Raw genomic sequence first — 16,485 nt, 5'->3', positions numbered from 1 at the left:
TGGGCGGCGGGCCGGCAACCCTGGCAGAACCTATTGCCGGTCTCTGGATCGATTCAATCGATACGTACCTGACCTCACCTCGATAAAGGACCCCTCGATGGCAACCACCTTCAATGTGAAAGACTATGGCGCGGTCGGCGATGGGGCCACCGATGACACCCAGGCGATCCAGGCGGCTATCGACGCGGCTTCGGCGGCAGGGGGCGGGATCGTCGCTCTGGAAGGCGGGACCTACACTATCGCCGCCCAAGCCGGGGGTGCGGCGCTATCGCTCAAGGCGAATGTGGTGCTTGAGGGGCCCGGAGGCTACGACTCGCCCGCCACACTCAAGCTGGCCAACGGCTCAGCCGATACCGACGCGCTCATCCGCAGCGTGGGCGACAACACCGGCGTTCGGTCACTCAACCTCGATGGCAACCGCAGCCACACCACCGGGCAGACCAGCGGCTGGGTGTTGGGCGACAGCACGGGTGTGGTGCTGGACCATGTGAACGTCAGCAATGCCTCAGGCTATGGGCTCGACCTGCGCGGTGACAGCAGCCAGCTGAGCTTGCGTGGTGCGTTCATCAGCGATAACGGCCTTGATGGAATCATCGCCTCGGGGCTGGTGGACAGCCGGATGGCCGACTTTTTCACCGACGGCAATGGCGGTAACGGCTTGACCGTTATCGGGCCTCTGACCGTGCAGGACATGGTGAGCTCGTCGAACCTGGGCAATGGCATCGTCCTCATGGGCGACGCCGCCGGGCACTCGGCCAGCCTCATTTCGGGCCAGGTCAGTTCGAACCGCCAGAACGGCGTGCTGGTGCAGGGCACCGACCACGCTTACCTGGAGCAATTCGCGTTCTCCAATCACGCCGGCGGAGCTGCCTTCAAAGCCGATGGCGCGCAAGGTACGGAATTGGTCGACAGCTCCTTCCAAGCAACCGGCTACGATGGCGGAACGCCCAGTATCGAGCTGCATGGCAGCACCGACAGCGTGATCCGCGGCAACCATTTTTACGATCAGCGCCTGGGTGACAACCGCGAGCTGGGCCCTACGGTGATCGAAACCGGTGCGAGTAATGGCACTCGGGTGGAGTCGAACGTCATCGGCGCCAGCCTGCCGCCGCCGTTGCTGAACGGCCCTGACAGTGTGCTGCTGGCCAATGAATCAACCATTTTCACCACGGGCACCCCGGGCGATGACTACATTGGCTACGGCCTGGAATTCAATGATCGGGTGATCTACGGCGGTGAGGGTAACGACAGGATCTATCCGGGTGTAGGCAATTCGGTTGTAGTGGGTGGCACTGGTGTAGATACCCTGGGAGGCACCTCTACCAGCCCCTTTTTCCAGCATTCGAGCACGGTGTTCAGGTACACCTCTGTCGATGACAGCTACCGTGACGCTACCACCAGCCACGCCGACCGCATCGTCGATTTCAATGTTTCCAAAGACAAGTTCGACGTGGCGAGCCTCGGTTTCAGCGGCCTGGGCGACGGCCATGACGGCACCCTGGCCCTGGCATACAACGCCGCCACAGGCGTCACGTACCTCAAAAGCTACGATGCTGACGCGCAAGGCCATCGGTTCGAGATTGCCCTGCAGGGGGATTACCGAGGCCTGCTCACAGCGGCCAATTTCCAGGCCTTGGTCCGAGGCACTGACAGTGCGGACTCACTCAAGGGCACCACCCACGGGGAAGAAACACTCATCGGCGGCGCGGGGCGCGATAGCCTGGCGGGGCTAGGCAGCGATGACCGCCTCGACGGGGGCGCCGGCGGTGACCGGTTGAGCGGTGGCTCAGGTGCCGATACCTTCATCTTCAGTGCGCTGGGCGACAGCGTGGTCACCGCCAATGGCAGCGCCCAGGGCCGCGAACTGATCACCGATTTCGACCAGAACGCCTTTGATCGTATCGACGTAAGTGCTTTGGGTTTCACCGGGCTGGGCGATGGCCGCGGCACTACCCTGAAACTCAGTTACGACAGCACCACCGACCTCACGCGGTTGTACTCCACTGAGCAGGATGGCCAGGGTAGCCATTTCGAAGTTGCCCTGGCCGGAAACCACCTCGCCGGCCTGCAACGAGGCGGCATCGATTTCGTGCTGGGCGAACCGGCCCAGGTGGTGACCAGCCTGCCGCCCTATACCCTGACCCAGCAGGGCACCACGGGCAACGATGTGCTGGTGGGCACCCATAACCGCGATTTTCTCTACGGCGGGGCCGGTAGCGACCGCATTGACGGCGGGGCCAATACCGATCGGATAATCGGCGGCCTGGGCGCTGATCGCCTGACAGGTGGCAGCGGCGATGACATTTTCATCTTCGAACGCCTCGAGGACAGCTACCGCACCGCCACCGCCAGCCATGCTGACCTGATCACCGACTTCAGTGCGGCCTGGGACACTCTGGATGTAAAAGGCTTGGGTTACACCGGCCTGGGAGACGGCACCGGCGGCACCTTGAACGTGAGCTACAACGCATCGCTGGACCGTACTTACCTGCGCGACTTCACTGTCGACGATCAAGGGCGTTCGTTCCAGGTCACGCTGGCCGGCGATCAGGTAACGGCCTTGAGCGAGCAGCGCTTCATCTTTGCCCAACCGCATCATGAGGTCGCGGTGGAGGTATTAGGGCAAAGCCATGCTGGCCTAGCCTCGGTGTGATGGCGCAGCGCCCTGGCTGCTGAGGGGCCAGGGCAGCATGCCCTTTTGCATAAAAGCTGTTTCCCTCAGGTTGCCGCGTGTGCCTGCACGCGACAGTCCCGTCTCGCGCTCGGCCTTCCTGGGTGCTGACCCGCGCCGCTGTACCACTTCAGATTCCCTTCAGATTCGCGCCCCATCATCACCCCCGTCGAACCTAACCGCGGGCCTAACCTATGACTCAACGCCTCTGGAGCACATTGTTGCCGATCCGCATCGGCTCTCACGCCGGCCATCACGCCCAATTGACCCTGCAGTTGGAAGGGGATGAGGGCCGAGAGGCGGTGGAGCGTTTCATCCACCACTGTTTTGCCAGCGCCCACCAGGCCGACGTGCAGCACTACCTGCCCGAGCTGCTGGCTCTTCATGACAGCGGTGGCCGCCTCACCGCGGCTGCCGGCATGCGGCCCGCCAGTGATGGCCCGCTGTTTCTGGAGCGTTACCTGGACGCCCCGCTGGAGGCTGCCGTTTCGCAGGTGGCAGGCATTGAGTTGAACCGGTCGACCATGGTGGAGGTGGGCAACCTGGCCTCGCACAGCGCCGGCAGCGCTCGGCTGATGATCATCGCCGTAACCTGGTTGCTGGCCAACCGAGGTTTCAAATGGGTGGCGTTCACCGGCGCAGCAACGCTGATCAACAGCTTTCAACGCCTTGGGCTCATGCCTACGGTGCTTGCAGTGGCCGACCCAGATCGCCTTCAAGGCCAGGTCGATCAGTGGGGGACCTACTACCAGCATCGCCCGCAGGTGTTCGCCGGCAACATCGGCCATGGCTTCGATGCGCTGACCCGTGCGGGGGTGTTCCAACGCCTGGGGTTTCTCGACACGGTTGAGGAGGTAGGCCATGCCGCATGAGGCCAACACCTTTTATACGTTGCTGCGCCTGCATGCTCAGGCCCGGCCTGAGGCGCTGGCCGTTCAGGGAGCCACGCAGCGTTTTACCTACGGGCAGTTGCTCGAGGAGGTCGAAAGCCGCGTAGCCCATCTGCACGCCTTGCCCGCGGGCACCGTTGCCCTGGCGCTGGACAACGGCCCGCAGGCGCTGTTCTGGGACCTGGCAGCGCTGCTGGCCGAGCGGCCCTGTGTAATCGTGCCGCCGTTTTTCAGCACCACGCAGTTCCAGCATTGCCTGAGGCAGAGCGGCGTGACAGTGGTGCTGAGTGAGGCGCAGTGGGCCGGGCCGCTGGCTGAGCTGGGTTTCACGCCGCCGGCAGCCGACGGCTTTTGGCGGCGTGAAACCGCAGCCACGGCCGCTTCGGCGCTCCCGGCGGGCACCGCCAAGGTCACCTACACCTCCGGCAGCACCGCCGCCCCTAAAGGGGTGTGCTTGAGCGCGCAAGCCATGTTGCGTGTGGCCCATGAGTTGGAAGCGGCGAGCAGGCCGGTCGCGCCACAGCGCTACCTGGCGGTGCTGCCACTGGGCGTGCTGTTGGAGAACCTCGGGGTTTACGCCGCGCTGATGGCGGGCGCCTGCGTGCAACTCTACCCTCAGCAGCAACTGGGCATGGGCGGTGCCAGCCAGGTGGACTTCAAGCGCTTGCTGGGGGCGATTGCCCTCAGTGGCGCGCAGAGCTTGATCCTGGTGCCGCAGTTGCTGATGGGGCTGGTAACGGCCATCGAACGGGGTTTGATGCCCGTAGGTGCGCTGCGTTTCGTGGCGGTGGGCGGCGCGCGGGTTTCACCGGCGTTACTGGCACGGGCCGATGCGGTAGGCCTTCCTGTGTTCGAGGGTTACGGGCTGTCCGAATGTGCCTCGGTGGTGGCCCTCAACCGGCCCGGGGCAACGCGCCCAGGTAGTGTCGGCAAGCCCTTGCCCCATGTCGAAGTGCGTATCGCCGACGATGGCGAGGTGTTGGTGGCGGGCAGCGCTTTGCTGGGTTACCTGGAAGAGGCGCCGATGACCCAGCGCTGGTGGGCAACCGGTGATCTGGGCTACCTGGACCAAGACGGCTATCTCTACCTGAACGGGCGCAAGAAGCACCAATTCATCACCAGCTTCGGGCGTAACGTGAACCCGGACTGGGTTGAAGCCGAGCTCACCCAGCGAGGCACGATCGGGCAAGCCTTCGTGCACGGCGAAGGCTTGCCGGGCAACCTCGCCTTGCTCTGGCCCTTGAGCCCTGACACCAACGATGAGGCTATCGAGCAGGCTGTGCAGCAGTGCAACGCGCACCTTCCTGATTACGCCCGGGTGCATGCCTGGCGCCGGTTGCCCGCACCCCTGAACACCTCGGAGGGCACCCTTACGGCCAACGGGCGCCCGCGCCGCGAGGCCATCCTTGAGCGTTACCAGACCCTTTTGTCCGACATTCCCCTGTGAGGCTCACCATGTCTTTTTTCGATACGTTGCAAACACAAACCGCCTCGCAGCGCCAGGCGCTGTTCGCCGTGCCGGTGATCCGCGAGGCGCTTTCCGGTAAGGCCAGCCTGGCCAGCTACGTGGCCTTTCTCACCCAGGCCTACCACCATGTGCGCCATACAGTGCCGCTGATGATGGCTTGTGGCGCACGTTTGCCCTCTCGCCTGGAATGGCTGCGGGGCGCGGTATGCGAATACATCGAGGAGGAATATGGCCACGAGCAGTGGATCCTCAACGACATCAAAGCCTGCGGCGGCGACTGGGAGGGCGTACGCGATGGCCGGCCGTCGCCATCGATCGAGCTGATGGTGGCTTACCTCTACGACCTGATCGCCCGCGGCAACCCGGTGGGCTTGTTCGGCATGGTCAATGTGCTTGAAGGCACCAGCATCGCCTTGGCCACCCAGGCAGCAGGTACGCTGCAAAGCAGCCTGGCGCTGCCTGGCACGGCCTTCAGCTACCTGAGCTCGCACGGTGCGCTCGACCAGGATCATATGGTCACCTACAAGCAATTGATGGACCGCCTGGATGATCCCGAAGACCAGCAGGCCGTGATTCGGGCTTCGCAGATGGTCTACCGGCTCTACACCGAAATGTTCCAGGGCCTGCCGCTTGCTGCCACGCAGGAGGCTCGCCATGCGGTTGTCTGAATCGGTGGTGGTGCTGACCGGTGCCAGTGGCGGCATTGGCCTGGAACTGGCCGAGCAGCTGTGCGCTGCCGGTGCTCAGGTGCTGGCGGTCAGCCGGCAGATGGGCAAGCTGGCCGGGTTGATGAACCGATACCCGCAGCGCTTGCACTGGCAGGCCGCTGACCTGCTGGCCCGGCAGGGGCGGGAGCAGGTCGTGGCACGCGCCCGCGAAATGGGCAACGTCAACGTGCTGATCAATGCCGCTGGGGTGAACCGCTTCGCGCTGCTGGACCAGTTGGACGAGCAGGCCCTGGATGAGTTGCTGGACATCAACCTCAAGGCCCCGGTGCAACTGACTCGCGCCTGCCTGCCGCTGTTGCGGGCCCAGCCCAGGGCACTGGTGGTCAATGTAGGCTCGACCTTTGGCTCGATCGGTTACCCCGGCTACGCCACGTATTGTGCGAGCAAATTCGCCTTGCGCGGGTTCTCCGAAGCGCTGCGCCGCGAGCTCGCCGACACGTCGGTGAATGTGCTCTATGCCGCACCGCGAGCCACCCGCACCAGTATGAACGGCCAGGCAGCCACCGCGCTTAACCAGGCGCTGAAGGTCGGCATGGACGACCCCGCCGATGTCGCCCGCGCCGTGCTGCAGGCCGTGCAGGCAGAGCGCAGCGAACTGTACCTGGGCTGGCCGGAAAAACTTCTGGTACGCCTGAACGGCATGCTGCCGGGGATCGTCGACCGCGCACTGCGCAAACAACTGCCTGTCATCCGCCGCCATATCAGCAACACTCGGGAATCGATCAAATGAAGCGCCTATTACTCGCAACCCTGCTCACCGTTTCGCCCCTGACCTGGGCACTGGACCAAGCTGGCACCCAGCGCCTGAGCGACCTGCAACAACGCTGGGCCGCCATCCAGTACCAGCTGCCCAAGGCGCAACGCGCCGACGCCCTGGAAAAACTGGCAGCCGACGCTACCGAGTTTTCCCACCAGTACCCTGGCTCGCCTGAGCCGCTGATCTGGGAGGGGATCATCGAAAGCAGCTGGGCTGGCGCTACCGGTGGCCTGGGGGCGCTGGGCAAGGTGAAGGCGGCCAAGGCCAGCCTGGAGCAGGCAATGCAGCTGGACCCCAATGCCCTGCAAGGCTCGGCCTACACCAGCCTGGGCACGCTCTACGACCAGGTCCCCGGCTGGCCGATCGGCTTCGGCGACGCCGACAAGGCCGATGCCCTGCTGCGCAAGGCGCTGGAGATCAACCCCACGGGTATCGACAGCAACTATTTCTGGGCCGATCATCTGTACCGGCAAAAACGCTACCCTGAAGCGATCGCTGCCCTCAACAAAGCCCTGCAGGCACCGCCCCGGCCAGGCCGCGAGCTGGCCGACCAAGGCCGGCGCGCCGACATCGATGCTTTACTCAAGACAATAAAAGCCAAACAGGACTGACTATGCGGCTGCTGCTGATCGAGGACGACGTCGCACTGGGCGAGGGCATTTGCGATGGCTTGCGCCAGGAGGGCTACACGCTTGACTGGTTACGCGATGGCGCCAGCGGCCTGCACGCACTGCAGCATGAAAGCTTCGACCTGGTGATCCTCGATCTGGGCTTGCCGCGCCTGGGCGGCATCGAGCTGCTACGGCGCGTGCGGGCTGGAGGCGACACCCTGCCAGTGCTGATCCTTACCGCACGCGATGCCTTGGACGACCGCATTGCCGGGCTGGACGCAGGTGCGGACGATTACCTGATCAAGCCGTTCGACCTCAACGAACTCAAGGCCCGCCTGCGCGCGCTGCTAAGGCGCAGTGCAGGGCGTGCCAAGGTGTTGATCGAGCATGCCGGAGTGAGCCTGGACCCTGCCACCCAGCAAGTACGCTACGCCGGTGCCGAAGTGGTGCTTACGCCCAAGGAGTACGTGCTGCTGCACGAGCTGCTGGCGCAGCCGGGCAAGGTCTTTACCCGCGAGCGCCTCACTCAGTTGCTCTATGGCTGGGACGAAGAGCCCGAGAGCAATACGCTGGAGGTGAACATCTATCAGCTGCGCAAGAAACTCTTCAATGGCCTGATTCGCACGGTACGGGGCATAGGCTACCTGGTGGAGGCCAAGGCATGAGCTCGCTGCGCCAACGCACGCTGTGGCGGGTGATGCTGTTGCTGCTTGCCGGCAACACCCTGTTGGCGTTGTACAACTTCCATGACAGCCGCCACGAGATCGATGAGGTGTATGACGCGCACCTGGCTCAGAACGCCCGTCTGTTGCAAGGCATCATGAGCATGCCTGTCGACGACGGCTCGCGCGGTGCGCTTTACCAGGCGTTCAATGAGGCGTTGAGCAAGGCAGGATCACATCAGGTTGGGCACCCCTACGAGCGCAAACTGGCGTTTCAGGTCTGGGGGCAGGGCGCCGCCGCGCCGCTGGTCTACACCCCCAGTGCGCCGGCGCTGAGTGCACCCCCGAGCGTGCCCGGGTTCTATGATTTCACCCATGAAGGTGATCAGTGGCGCGGCTTCGTATTACCCGTGCCGGAGCGGCATGGCGTGATCTGGGTGGGCGAGCGCAAGGACGTGCGCTACGACCTGATCGACCGCATCATGCGGCACACCTTGTTTCCCTTTCTGCTTGGCAGCCTGGCCCTCGCGGCAGTGATCTGGGCGGTGATCGGCTGGGGGCTCAGGCCATTGCAGAACATGGCTAACGTCATCCGTGCCCGGCATGCCGAGTCCCTCGAGCCGCTGCAGTTGGTGCCGCTGCCCTCGGAACTGGAGCCGATGCAGGCAGCGATCAACCGTTTGCTGGCGCAGATCCAGGACTTGCTGCGGCGTGAGCACCGGTTCATCGCCGACGCGGCGCACGAGATGCGCACGCCTCTGGCAGTGCTTCGCCTGCATGCGCAGAACGCCATGGCCGCCAGCAACGAGGCGGAGCGGCAAAAGGCGCTGGGCTTTCTCATGGGCGGGGTCGATCGGCTGACTCGGGTGGTGCACCAGCTGCTGACGCTAGCCCGGGTTGAACCTCGGCTTGGGCAGCGCACCAGCCCCCGTGTCGACTTGGCCGAAGTAGTGACCGAAACCCTGGCCGAGCTGGCGCCGTGGATACTCGACCGGGGCATGGAGCCATCGCTGGATATCGACGAAGGTGACCATCACCTGGCGATCGATGCGGGCGCATTGGGCATTGCCCTGCAGAATCTGGTCTCCAATGCCGTGGAGCATTCCCCACCGGCGGGCCGTATCACGATCTCGCTCAAACGGGTGGGGGAGCGCTTCGAGCTGGTGGTCGAGGACGAGGGCCCAGGCATCGACGAGGCACGGCTGAGCCGGGTATTCGAACGCTTCTACAGCCGCAACAACCCCAACGGCGCCGGGCTCGGGCTTTCGATCGTGGCAACCATCATCGAGCGGCTTGGCGGCCAGGTGCGGCTGAGCAACCGGGCGAGTGGGGGCTTGGCGGCGACCTTGTCGTTCCCGGCGGTGTGAGCCCGCGCTACCGGGTGGCCTGGCGGATCCACGCCCAGGCGCTCTGGACGACCTGCTGGCCGACCCCGAAGTGAATGAAACCGTGCACAGCCTCACGTACCACCCACACCTCGGCTTGCGTCACTTCGCCCCAGAGCTGCGCCATCAGCAGCGTATCGTCGATCAACGCATCGCGCTCGCCGACCACGAACAGCGCCGGTGGCAAGCCCTGGAGGTCGCCGTGAAGCGGCGAGAGCGGCGGTGCACGGCGCTGATCGTCGGTCAGCCCAGGGGTGAGCTGGCGCAGGGCAGCGACGATCCCCGGCCCGTCCAGCACGAGTGTATCCGGGCCTGCATTGCGCACGCTGGGGGTGCCGGTCAGGTCGTACACACCGTAGTAGAGCAGGGCGCCACAGACTCTCTGCAGCAGCTCGGGCTGGGCCTTGAGCTCCAGCAGGCAGGCGGTGGCCAAGTGGGCACCGGCAGATTCGCCTACCACGACCACCGGCAGGCCAGCAAAGGCTGGGTTGGCGGGGCCCAGCACCCAGCGCGCGGCTGCCAGGCAGTCGCGTATCTGCCCCTGGACGGTCGTTGCGGGGGCGAGTCGGTAGTCAACCGACACCACCGTCACATCACAGGCCTGGATCAGCCCGAGGTTCAGGGCATCGTTCATCTGCGCATTGCCGATCACCCAGGCGCCGCCATGGATGTCGAGCACCACCGCCTTGGGTGGGCGCCGGGCATGGATGATGCGCAGCGCCACCGATGCCCCTTCGACAGTCACGGTTTTGTCTTCAGCCTTCAGGCCATGCCGGGCGAGGATGGCGTCACCCCGTAACTGGCCGAGTTTGAGCAGCCCCTGCAGAGCGAAGCGGGTGGCCTGGTGGCGGATGCGAAAGCGAGGCAGCCGGGCTAGCACTTTGTTCAAACGGCGCATGGCGGCCAGTTCCGGTTCGGTGTCACCAACGGTTTTGCGGGTCAACATGGCGCGGCTCATCCCAGGGCGATTGGTGGATGGACCGTCGCACAGGCCATGTGGTTGCAAACCGGTCGCCGAGGGCACGACGCCGCCGGTCGGCTCCTGTTGCCTAGTTTCAGGGCTGTGCTGTCCTAAAGCGGTGTCGATGTTCTACCACCCATCACGGATAAAGGATCGAGCCAGATGGCGACCCCCAGCACTCACATCGCCCGTACCTCGCCAGGTGCCACGTTGATCGACGTTTCCGGCGGAACTGACCGGCCCCATACCATTGCGGTCCAGGAGGACGGCAAGATTCTCGTCGCCGGATACGCCCAATACGTCGCCGGAGGCTACATCGGTTCGCCTCAGGACGATAACTACAGCCTCAGCAATTACGCGCTCATGCGCTTGAACGCCGATGGCACGCTCGATAGCAGCTTTGCCCAGGGCGGCGTGGCGGTGATCGGTGCCCGGGTGGATGATGATGCGGGCAACTTCATCACCGTCCAGCCCGACGGCAAGATCATCACGAGCCTGGACACGGGCCTTGTGCAGCGCTTGAATGCCGACGGCAGCCTCGATACCAGCTTCGGAGGTGGAACCGGCAAGATCATGCTCGATCAATCGGGGTCGTTCTACGGCGCGGCGGCCATCAGGGTCGGCGAGCAAGGCAGCCTTTACGTCACCACGCTGACCGGCTCAGACACGCTCACCGTCACCAAGCTCAACCCGGATGGCTCAGTGGATACCCGCTACGGCGACCAGGGAACGCGGGCATTCAGTGCCACCCATTTCGAGGGCCTCTATGCGACCAGCCTGGTGATGCCCGATGGCAGCGTGTTGTTTGGCGGCGACTGGTCTGAAGAAGACCGTTACGCGTACAGCCTGGTCCACGTAAAGGCGGATGGCTCGCTCGACACAGGGTTTGGAGACGGCGGCAAGCTGGTGTTCGACAAGGCCCTTGGCCTCAATGCCTATTCGACCTTCACTGCGCAGCCCGACGGCAAGATACTCGTGACCGGGAGCGGGGATTACCCGCTGATGCGCTTGAACAGCGACGGCTCCCTGGACACAGCCTTCGGTGACGGCGGCTACGCGTTGCTTGGCCCTGGCCAGCCCGGCTACTACGGCCACAGCGTCAATGCGGTCACGGTTCTGGAGGATGGCAAAATCCTGGTGACCGGAACGGGCGCCATTGCAGGCGGCGATTTTGGCGTAGTGCGGCTCAATGCCGATGGCAGTGTCGATACCACCTTCGGCAGCCAGGACGGCCAATACCATGTCGATGGCTACAATGGCCCGGACACGCTGATCGGCGTTGCAGCTGACGAGGTGATGCGAGGCGGGGCGGGTGATGACGTCTTGCAGGGTGGCGGGGGCCGGGATGTGTTGTTCGGTGGAGAGGGCGCCGACATCTTTCGTTTCACGGCCATCGACGACAGCTACCGCACCCCCGACAGCAGCCACAGCGATCGCATCCAGGACTTCAACCCCGATGAGGACCGCATTGACCTGATCGGCCTGGGCTTCACCGGGCTGGGTAATGGGTTGGGCGGCACCCTGGCGGTGCAGGTGAACGCCGAGGGCACACGTACCTACCTCAAGAGCTTCGAGCCAGATGCCGACGGCCATCGTTTCGAGCTCGCCATCGACGGCAATTGGCAAGGCCAACTCACTACGTCCAACGTCGTGTTCGGCCCTGTGGTGATAGAGGGCACGGCCAATGCCGACGTAATTCAAGGAACCGCCATCGACGAGTGGATCAAGGGCCAGGCGGGCAACGATGTGCTCTACGGCGGTGCCGGCAATGACATCCTTGAGGGCGGCGCGGGGCGGGATACTCTCCACGGCGGGGAGGGCAATAATGTCTTTCTCTATACCCAATTGACCGACAGCTACCGCACCGACACCCAGAGCTTCTCAGACCTGATCGTCGACATGGATGGCCGGTACGACATGATCGACGTCTCGGCGCTGGGCTTTACCGGGTTCGGTGATGGCACCGGCACCACGCTGGTAGAGGGCTACAGTAGGGAAACCGGCCGGTCGTACCTCAAGAGCTACGAAACCGATGACCAGGGCCGTCGTTTCGAGATCAGCCTCACTGAAAACTGGGATGGGGGTAACCTCAACGACCGGGTGATCTTTGCCAGCGCGGCCAAGCCCGCAGAGGTCGAGGTAGTGGGTGTTCATCAAGGGGGCCAGGGAGAAGCCTGACCCCGCCCGCTCAGGCATTGGCGATTCGGTGCGCCAGTGCCAGCATCGGGTCGGCCAGCGCCAGGGGTGTTTGCAACGGCATCAGGTGCCCGGCGCCAGGTAGCGTTAGCAGGAGGCTGTCGGGGAAGTGCGACAGCGTCGTGCGCCGTTGCTCATCGGCCCCGGGCACCTGCGCGTCGTCAGCGCCGCAAATCAACAAGGTCGGGTAAGGCAGGCTGCCGATGCGCTCACTCCAGTCTTCACGGCTGCCGTGGTCAACCCAGGCGCGCCAGGCCTCGAGGTTTACCGCCTGGGCATCGGCGATGGCCACCTCGCGCAGGGCATCGGGGAGCCGATGGCCGCTGGCCTCATCCACGAACTGCTCGGCTTCGCTGCGCGTCGCGCCATAGGCACGCTGGCGGTCGCGGTCCTCTTCGCTCATCGGTTGGGGGCCGGGCGGCGAAGGCGCGACCAGCACCAGCCCCGCCAAGTATTCGGGGCGCCTCGCTGCCAGCGCCACGGCGACCTTGCCGGTCATCGAGTGGCCCACGAGCACACAACGCTGCAGGTTCAGGCCCAGCACCGTGGCGTGGACCTGATCGGCCATTTCAGCCACCGAGTAGCCTTGCACTGAATGGGCATCGCCAAAGCCGGGTGTATTAAGGGCAACGCATCGGTGCTCGCGGTCCAGGAAGGGGATCGTCGGCCCCCAGGTGCGGTGCGAGCCGCCCAGGAAATGCATCAGAACGAAGGTGATCGGGCCATGGCCCTGTTGGCTGTGAGGGAGCATCGAACCAAGCCTCGTTGGATTTTGCAGTGGAGGGCGAGGCAGGTGGCAGAGTTCCTTTGGCGTTGAGGCGCAGCTAAAGTGTCGGGGTTCGCCACTGGCGGTGACCGGCGCCCTGTACAGAGGCATTGAGCACTGAAATGACGGCAGCGCAGGGCGAATCGTGACCTTGCCGTCCGTTGAGGGCGCTGCAGGCGCTTACTGGCCAGCGCAACCCTCGAACCTGCGTTCGAATTCCCCCGCCAGGTCCCCAAGCGTGACGGCGGCCAAGCGCTCCAGCAGCATAGCCTGTGCCGCCTCGAAAGCCCCCTCCAGCGCTGTATTGACCGCCTGCTCGACCAGGCATTGCGGGTGCTCTGTCGCCAGCCCGATGGAGAAGATCGACTTGGCGCCCAGTGCTTCATGGATGTTGAGCAATGAGATCGACGCTAGCGGCTTGGCCAATTTCCAGCCGCCGTGGTGGCCTTTTTCCGAACACACATAACCCTGCTTTTTGAGCAGCGCCATCGTCCGCCGCACCACCACCGCGTTGGTTTGCAGCATTTGCGCCAGGCGCTCGGATGTCGTTGGCCCCTCCTGCCGGCCCATGTGGATCAGCACGTGGAGCATTCGGGAAAGGCGTGTGTCGTTGCGCATCTTAGGGCCGTAGCGAGACAGGGCAGGCCAGTATGTCCCGACACGGCAGAAGTTACGAGAGCATTGACCGGATCACTCAAGTAACCTACGGTGTTACCTGAATATTCAGCGCTGGGATGGAGGTGATCATGCTTTATGACGTAGTGATCGTGGGCGGCAGCTATGCCGGCGTGTCGGCAGGCCTGCAATTGGCGCGTGCCCGGCGCAAGGTGCTGGTGGTGGATGCAGGGCTGCGCCGCAATCGGTTTGCTCGGCACTCCCACGGTTTTCTGGGCCAGGATGGCCGCGACCCGGCTGATATCGCGCACGATGCTCAAACGCAGTTGCGCCGATACCCCACGGTTGATTGGTTAAACGGTGAAGCCACTGATGCCAGCCCGTGCGCGGACGGCTTCGCGGTCACCCTCAGCGATGCCCGCCAATACCTGGGCAAGCGGTTGATACTGGCGACCGGTGTGGTCGACCAGCTTCCTGCCATCGATGGCCTGGCCCAACAATGGGGTGTGAACGTATTCCATTGCCCGTATTGCCATGGCTATGAGCTGGGCGGCGGCCCCATCGGTGTGCTGGCGACCTCGGAGCTGGCCATGCACCACGCGCTGATGCTTCCCGACTGGGGCGCTACCATCCTGTTTCTCAACGCAGCTTTCGAGCCTGATGCCAATCAGCTGGCCAGCTTGAAGGCGCGCGGCGTACGGCTAGAGCGCGAGCGTGTCACAGCGGTCGGCGGCCAAGGCGCCGACGTTACCCTGGCCAGCGGGCGGGTGGTGGAACTCAAGGGTTTGTTTACCCAACCCCGCATCCGCATGGCCAGTCCGCTGGCTGAGCGCCTGGGTTGTGTGTTCGAAGAAGGCCCGATGGGGCCGTTCATCAAAGTGGACGCTCAGCGCGCGACCTCGGTGCCGGGCGTATTTGCCTGCGGCGATGCGGCCATCGCGGCGGGGAATGTTGCCATCGCAGTGGGCGATGGAGCGCGCACGGGTGGAGCGGTGCATGCTTCGATGATGTTCGCAACATGATCCAGTGCGGCAGCCTCGATCTTTGGATCACGGGCGGGTAATGACCGTTGGCAATGGGCGCCTGTTGATGAGCTCTTGTGAGAAGTGAGTTTCTACATCGCGCGTCGAGTAGCGTGTATCCATAGACTTGGCGCAAGGTGCGCAGTTGCCCCAGGTACAGATCGAAGGCCGTAGCGTGTGGCGCCTGGTAGCAGCGCAATAGTTCCTAGTTCTTGGACCAGCGCGGGCGCCAAGCGGGCTTACCCGATGGCTGGCCTGCAGCCGCAGCCATGTAACCTAGTGCCGCCCGCGTTCGTAAACGTCAAAGGCGTCCTTGGCGATTTGGCCACCCAACTTGATCAGCTCCGGCGCTCGGTAGAACTCGAAGAATCGGCATACCCGTTTGGGCACATTGACCAGCACATCGGGCGGATAGCCTGCAATCTTGTACTGCGACAGCGAGGTCTGCATGACTTCAAAGCTCTGATTCACCAAGTCAAGCAGCGAAGCGGGCCCGACGTTGTCGAGAATGACGGAGTGGTTGGCCGAGGCGGGGGCGCCTTCATCCTGGCGTGGCGGGGGAGCACTGCCCAGCAGCAGTGCCGGAGCTTCGCCTTCCCAACCTGCCGGTTGGGTAATGGCATCGTGCTCCATGGCCAGGACCGCTTCAGCAGGGCGCCGGCGCAGGGGCATTCGGTTGCCCAGCGCGCCGATCAGGCGATCGAAACGATGCTTGAATGTGGGTGGCCGTTCGATCACGGGCAACTGGTATTGATGATGGTTGGTGGCGTTCAGGTTCACTGCAACGATCAGGTCGCAGTGGCTCGAGACCACCGGCACGATCGGCAACGGGTTGAGCAGGCCGCCATCGACCAGCACGCGGTGGCCCTGCTGAACCGGCGTGAACAGGCTCGGGATGGCCGCCGAGGCGCGCATGGCCTGGTGCAAGCAGCCTTCCTGAAACCAGATCTCTTGCTGGTTGGTCAGGTCGGTAGCCACGGCAGTGTAGGGAATGGGCAAGTCCTCGATATTGATTTCGCCCACTAGCCGGCGGATCTGCCCGAAGACCTTTTCGCCGCGGATCGCGCCCAGGCGAAAACTCACATCCAGAAGGCGCAGCACATCGAGGTAGTCCAGCTGCTCGATCCAGCGCCGGTATTCGCCCAGGCGCCCTGCAGCGTAGATACCGCCCACCACCGCGCCCATAGAGCAGCCAGCGACACAGGCGATTTCATAGCCCCGGCGTTCGATTTCATCGATCACGCCGATATGGGCGTAACCGCGGGCCCCGCCGGAACCCAGCACCAGTGCGACGCGCTTGCGCATAGGAAACATGTCCTGACAAAAAACACCCTTACCATGCCTCAAGGCTGTGGCCTGGGGCAATCGGCAAGGCGGCACTTTTTTCCAGCCAGGCCGTCAGATACTGCACAATCGACGTCCCACCCCCCTTGAGGTAACCCTCCCATGAAAGCCTGGTTCTGCCTGCCCTTGATCGTCGCCGTACTGTCAGGTTGTGCCGCTCGCACCGAGCATCGTGAAAGCTGCGCTACTCAGCTGGACGCCGCCTGGCATGAGCTGGACCTTGCCAAGGCTGAAGGCTTCGCCGGCACTGTGAGCTATTCGAAGGCGCTCTCGCTGGTAACAGCTGCCAAGACCCAACAGCAGTTCGAGAAATACGACGGCTGTTTCGAGAAGGCACAGAAAGCCCGCTTCTACATCCGTGAATCCCGCGCCGGCCGCTGAGCCGTGCTGACCGGCCAGGGCGATCGCC

Annotated in this window: 15 protein-coding genes; 11 read left to right on the top strand and 4 right to left on the bottom strand. The window is 64.0% G+C overall.

Features of this window, described 5'->3' with window-relative positions; all coding sequences use genetic code 11:
- Window positions 1-97 precede the first annotated feature (97 nt).
- The 8 genes from F474_RS03755 to F474_RS03720 all read left to right on the top strand — a co-directional run bounded on the left by F474_RS03755 (window position 98) and on the right by F474_RS03720 (window position 9,154).
- A complete protein-coding gene (locus F474_RS03755) occupies window positions 98-2,653 on the top strand; it encodes a M10 family metallopeptidase C-terminal domain-containing protein (RefSeq protein ID WP_097083875.1) in 2,556 nt (851 codons plus the stop codon).
- A 212-nt stretch (window positions 2,654-2,865) separates the two neighbouring features.
- On the top strand, window positions 2,866-3,543 hold the full coding sequence (locus F474_RS03750; protein WP_097083876.1) for a thermostable hemolysin: 678 nt from the start codon (window positions 2,866-2,868) through the stop codon (window positions 3,541-3,543).
- Window positions 3,533-5,008 carry an AMP-binding protein gene (locus F474_RS03745; protein WP_097083877.1) on the top strand — a complete coding sequence of 492 codons (1,476 nt, stop codon included), beginning with the start codon at window positions 3,533-3,535 and terminating at the stop codon, window positions 5,006-5,008. The genes F474_RS03750 and F474_RS03745 overlap by 11 nt, the downstream gene beginning before the upstream one ends.
- An 8-nt stretch (window positions 5,009-5,016) precedes the next feature.
- Window positions 5,017-5,697 (top strand): TenA family transcriptional regulator, encoded by a 681-nt coding sequence (locus F474_RS03740; RefSeq protein WP_097083878.1) that lies wholly within the window; start codon window positions 5,017-5,019, stop codon window positions 5,695-5,697.
- Window positions 5,684-6,487 (top strand): SDR family oxidoreductase, encoded by an 804-nt coding sequence (locus F474_RS03735; protein WP_097083879.1) that lies wholly within the window; start codon window positions 5,684-5,686, stop codon window positions 6,485-6,487. The genes F474_RS03740 and F474_RS03735 overlap by 14 nt, the downstream gene beginning before the upstream one ends.
- On the top strand, window positions 6,484-7,125 hold the full coding sequence (locus tag F474_RS03730) for a tetratricopeptide repeat protein (protein ID WP_097083880.1): 642 nt from the start codon (window positions 6,484-6,486) through the stop codon (window positions 7,123-7,125). Before F474_RS03735 ends, F474_RS03730 begins: the two co-directional genes overlap by 4 nt.
- A 2-nt stretch (window positions 7,126-7,127) precedes the next feature.
- Window positions 7,128-7,790 (top strand): response regulator, encoded by a 663-nt coding sequence (locus tag F474_RS03725; RefSeq protein WP_097083881.1) that lies wholly within the window; start codon window positions 7,128-7,130, stop codon window positions 7,788-7,790.
- Complete coding sequence (locus F474_RS03720; protein WP_097083882.1) at window positions 7,787-9,154, top strand: ATP-binding protein; 1,368 nt, start codon at window positions 7,787-7,789, stop codon at window positions 9,152-9,154. The genes F474_RS03725 and F474_RS03720 overlap by 4 nt, the downstream gene beginning before the upstream one ends.
- Before the next feature lie 7 nt (window positions 9,155-9,161).
- Here the strand turns inward: F474_RS03720 and F474_RS03715 are convergent, their stop codons facing one another.
- A complete protein-coding gene (locus F474_RS03715; protein ID WP_256577668.1) occupies window positions 9,162-10,118 on the bottom strand; it encodes an alpha/beta hydrolase fold domain-containing protein in 957 nt (318 codons plus the stop codon).
- Between the two features lie 177 nt (window positions 10,119-10,295).
- Between F474_RS03715 and F474_RS03710 the strand changes: the two genes are divergently transcribed.
- Window positions 10,296-12,311 (top strand): M10 family metallopeptidase C-terminal domain-containing protein, encoded by a 2,016-nt coding sequence (locus tag F474_RS03710; RefSeq protein ID WP_097083883.1) that lies wholly within the window; start codon window positions 10,296-10,298, stop codon window positions 12,309-12,311.
- Window positions 12,312-12,321: 10 nt separating this feature from the next.
- Here the strand turns inward: F474_RS03710 and F474_RS03705 are convergent, their stop codons facing one another.
- Both F474_RS03705 and F474_RS03700 read right to left on the bottom strand, forming a co-directional pair.
- Window positions 12,322-13,080, bottom strand: coding sequence for an alpha/beta fold hydrolase (locus F474_RS03705; protein ID WP_097083884.1), 759 nt, complete (start codon window positions 13,078-13,080; stop codon window positions 12,322-12,324).
- A gap of 195 nt (window positions 13,081-13,275) precedes the next feature.
- On the bottom strand, window positions 13,276-13,713 hold the full coding sequence (locus F474_RS03700) for an Rrf2 family transcriptional regulator (protein WP_097083885.1): 438 nt from the start codon (window positions 13,711-13,713) through the stop codon (window positions 13,276-13,278).
- 128 nt (window positions 13,714-13,841) lie between these two features.
- Between F474_RS03700 and F474_RS03695 the strand changes: the two genes are divergently transcribed.
- The gene (locus F474_RS03695) at window positions 13,842-14,732 is read left to right on the top strand and encodes an NAD(P)/FAD-dependent oxidoreductase (protein WP_097084285.1); all 891 of its coding nucleotides are present in this window, start codon (window positions 13,842-13,844) and stop codon (window positions 14,730-14,732) included.
- Window positions 14,733-15,008: 276 nt separating this feature from the next.
- On the opposite strand, the gene F474_RS03690 is transcribed toward F474_RS03695, so the two are convergent.
- Window positions 15,009-16,037 (bottom strand): patatin-like phospholipase family protein, encoded by a 1,029-nt coding sequence (locus F474_RS03690; RefSeq protein WP_097083886.1) that lies wholly within the window; start codon window positions 16,035-16,037, stop codon window positions 15,009-15,011.
- A 141-nt stretch (window positions 16,038-16,178) separates the two neighbouring features.
- Here F474_RS03690 and F474_RS03685 point away from each other — a divergent pair, with 141 nt between their 5' ends.
- Window positions 16,179-16,457 carry a hypothetical protein gene (locus F474_RS03685; protein ID WP_097083887.1) on the top strand — a complete coding sequence of 93 codons (279 nt, stop codon included), beginning with the start codon at window positions 16,179-16,181 and terminating at the stop codon, window positions 16,455-16,457.
- The last annotated feature ends 28 nt before the right edge of the window (window positions 16,458-16,485 follow it).

The organism is Pseudomonas sp. URIL14HWK12:I12 (assembly GCF_003097135.1).
Lineage (GTDB): Bacteria > Pseudomonadota > Gammaproteobacteria > Pseudomonadales > Pseudomonadaceae > Aquipseudomonas.
The sequence above is the reverse complement of the archived record's forward strand: the minus strand, read 5'-3'. Positions and strand labels throughout refer to the sequence as shown.

Bases quoted from the DNA above. Each gene is read 5' to 3' on its own strand.
- F474_RS03755 (WP_097083875.1), top strand. From the start codon at position 98: ATGGCAACCACCTTCAATGTGAAAGACTATGGCGCGGTCGGCGATGGG.
- F474_RS03750 (WP_097083876.1), top strand. From the start codon at position 2,866: ATGACTCAACGCCTCTGGAGCACATTGTTGCCGATCCGCATCGGCTCT.
- F474_RS03745 (WP_097083877.1), top strand. From the start codon at position 3,533: ATGCCGCATGAGGCCAACACCTTTTATACGTTGCTGCGCCTGCATGCT.
- F474_RS03740 (WP_097083878.1), top strand. From the start codon at position 5,017: ATGTCTTTTTTCGATACGTTGCAAACACAAACCGCCTCGCAGCGCCAG.
- F474_RS03735 (WP_097083879.1), top strand. From the start codon at position 5,684: ATGCGGTTGTCTGAATCGGTGGTGGTGCTGACCGGTGCCAGTGGCGGC.
- F474_RS03730 (WP_097083880.1), top strand. From the start codon at position 6,484: ATGAAGCGCCTATTACTCGCAACCCTGCTCACCGTTTCGCCCCTGACC.
- F474_RS03725 (WP_097083881.1), top strand. From the start codon at position 7,128: ATGCGGCTGCTGCTGATCGAGGACGACGTCGCACTGGGCGAGGGCATT.
- F474_RS03720 (WP_097083882.1), top strand. From the start codon at position 7,787: ATGAGCTCGCTGCGCCAACGCACGCTGTGGCGGGTGATGCTGTTGCTG.
- F474_RS03715 (WP_256577668.1), bottom strand. From the start codon at position 10,118: ATGTTGACCCGCAAAACCGTTGGTGACACCGAACCGGAACTGGCCGCC.
- F474_RS03710 (WP_097083883.1), top strand. From the start codon at position 10,296: ATGGCGACCCCCAGCACTCACATCGCCCGTACCTCGCCAGGTGCCACG.
- F474_RS03705 (WP_097083884.1), bottom strand. From the start codon at position 13,080: ATGCTCCCTCACAGCCAACAGGGCCATGGCCCGATCACCTTCGTTCTG.
- F474_RS03700 (WP_097083885.1), bottom strand. From the start codon at position 13,713: ATGCGCAACGACACACGCCTTTCCCGAATGCTCCACGTGCTGATCCAC.
- F474_RS03695 (WP_097084285.1), top strand. From the start codon at position 13,842: ATGCTTTATGACGTAGTGATCGTGGGCGGCAGCTATGCCGGCGTGTCG.
- F474_RS03690 (WP_097083886.1), bottom strand. From the start codon at position 16,037: ATGCGCAAGCGCGTCGCACTGGTGCTGGGTTCCGGCGGGGCCCGCGGT.
- F474_RS03685 (WP_097083887.1), top strand. From the start codon at position 16,179: ATGAAAGCCTGGTTCTGCCTGCCCTTGATCGTCGCCGTACTGTCAGGT.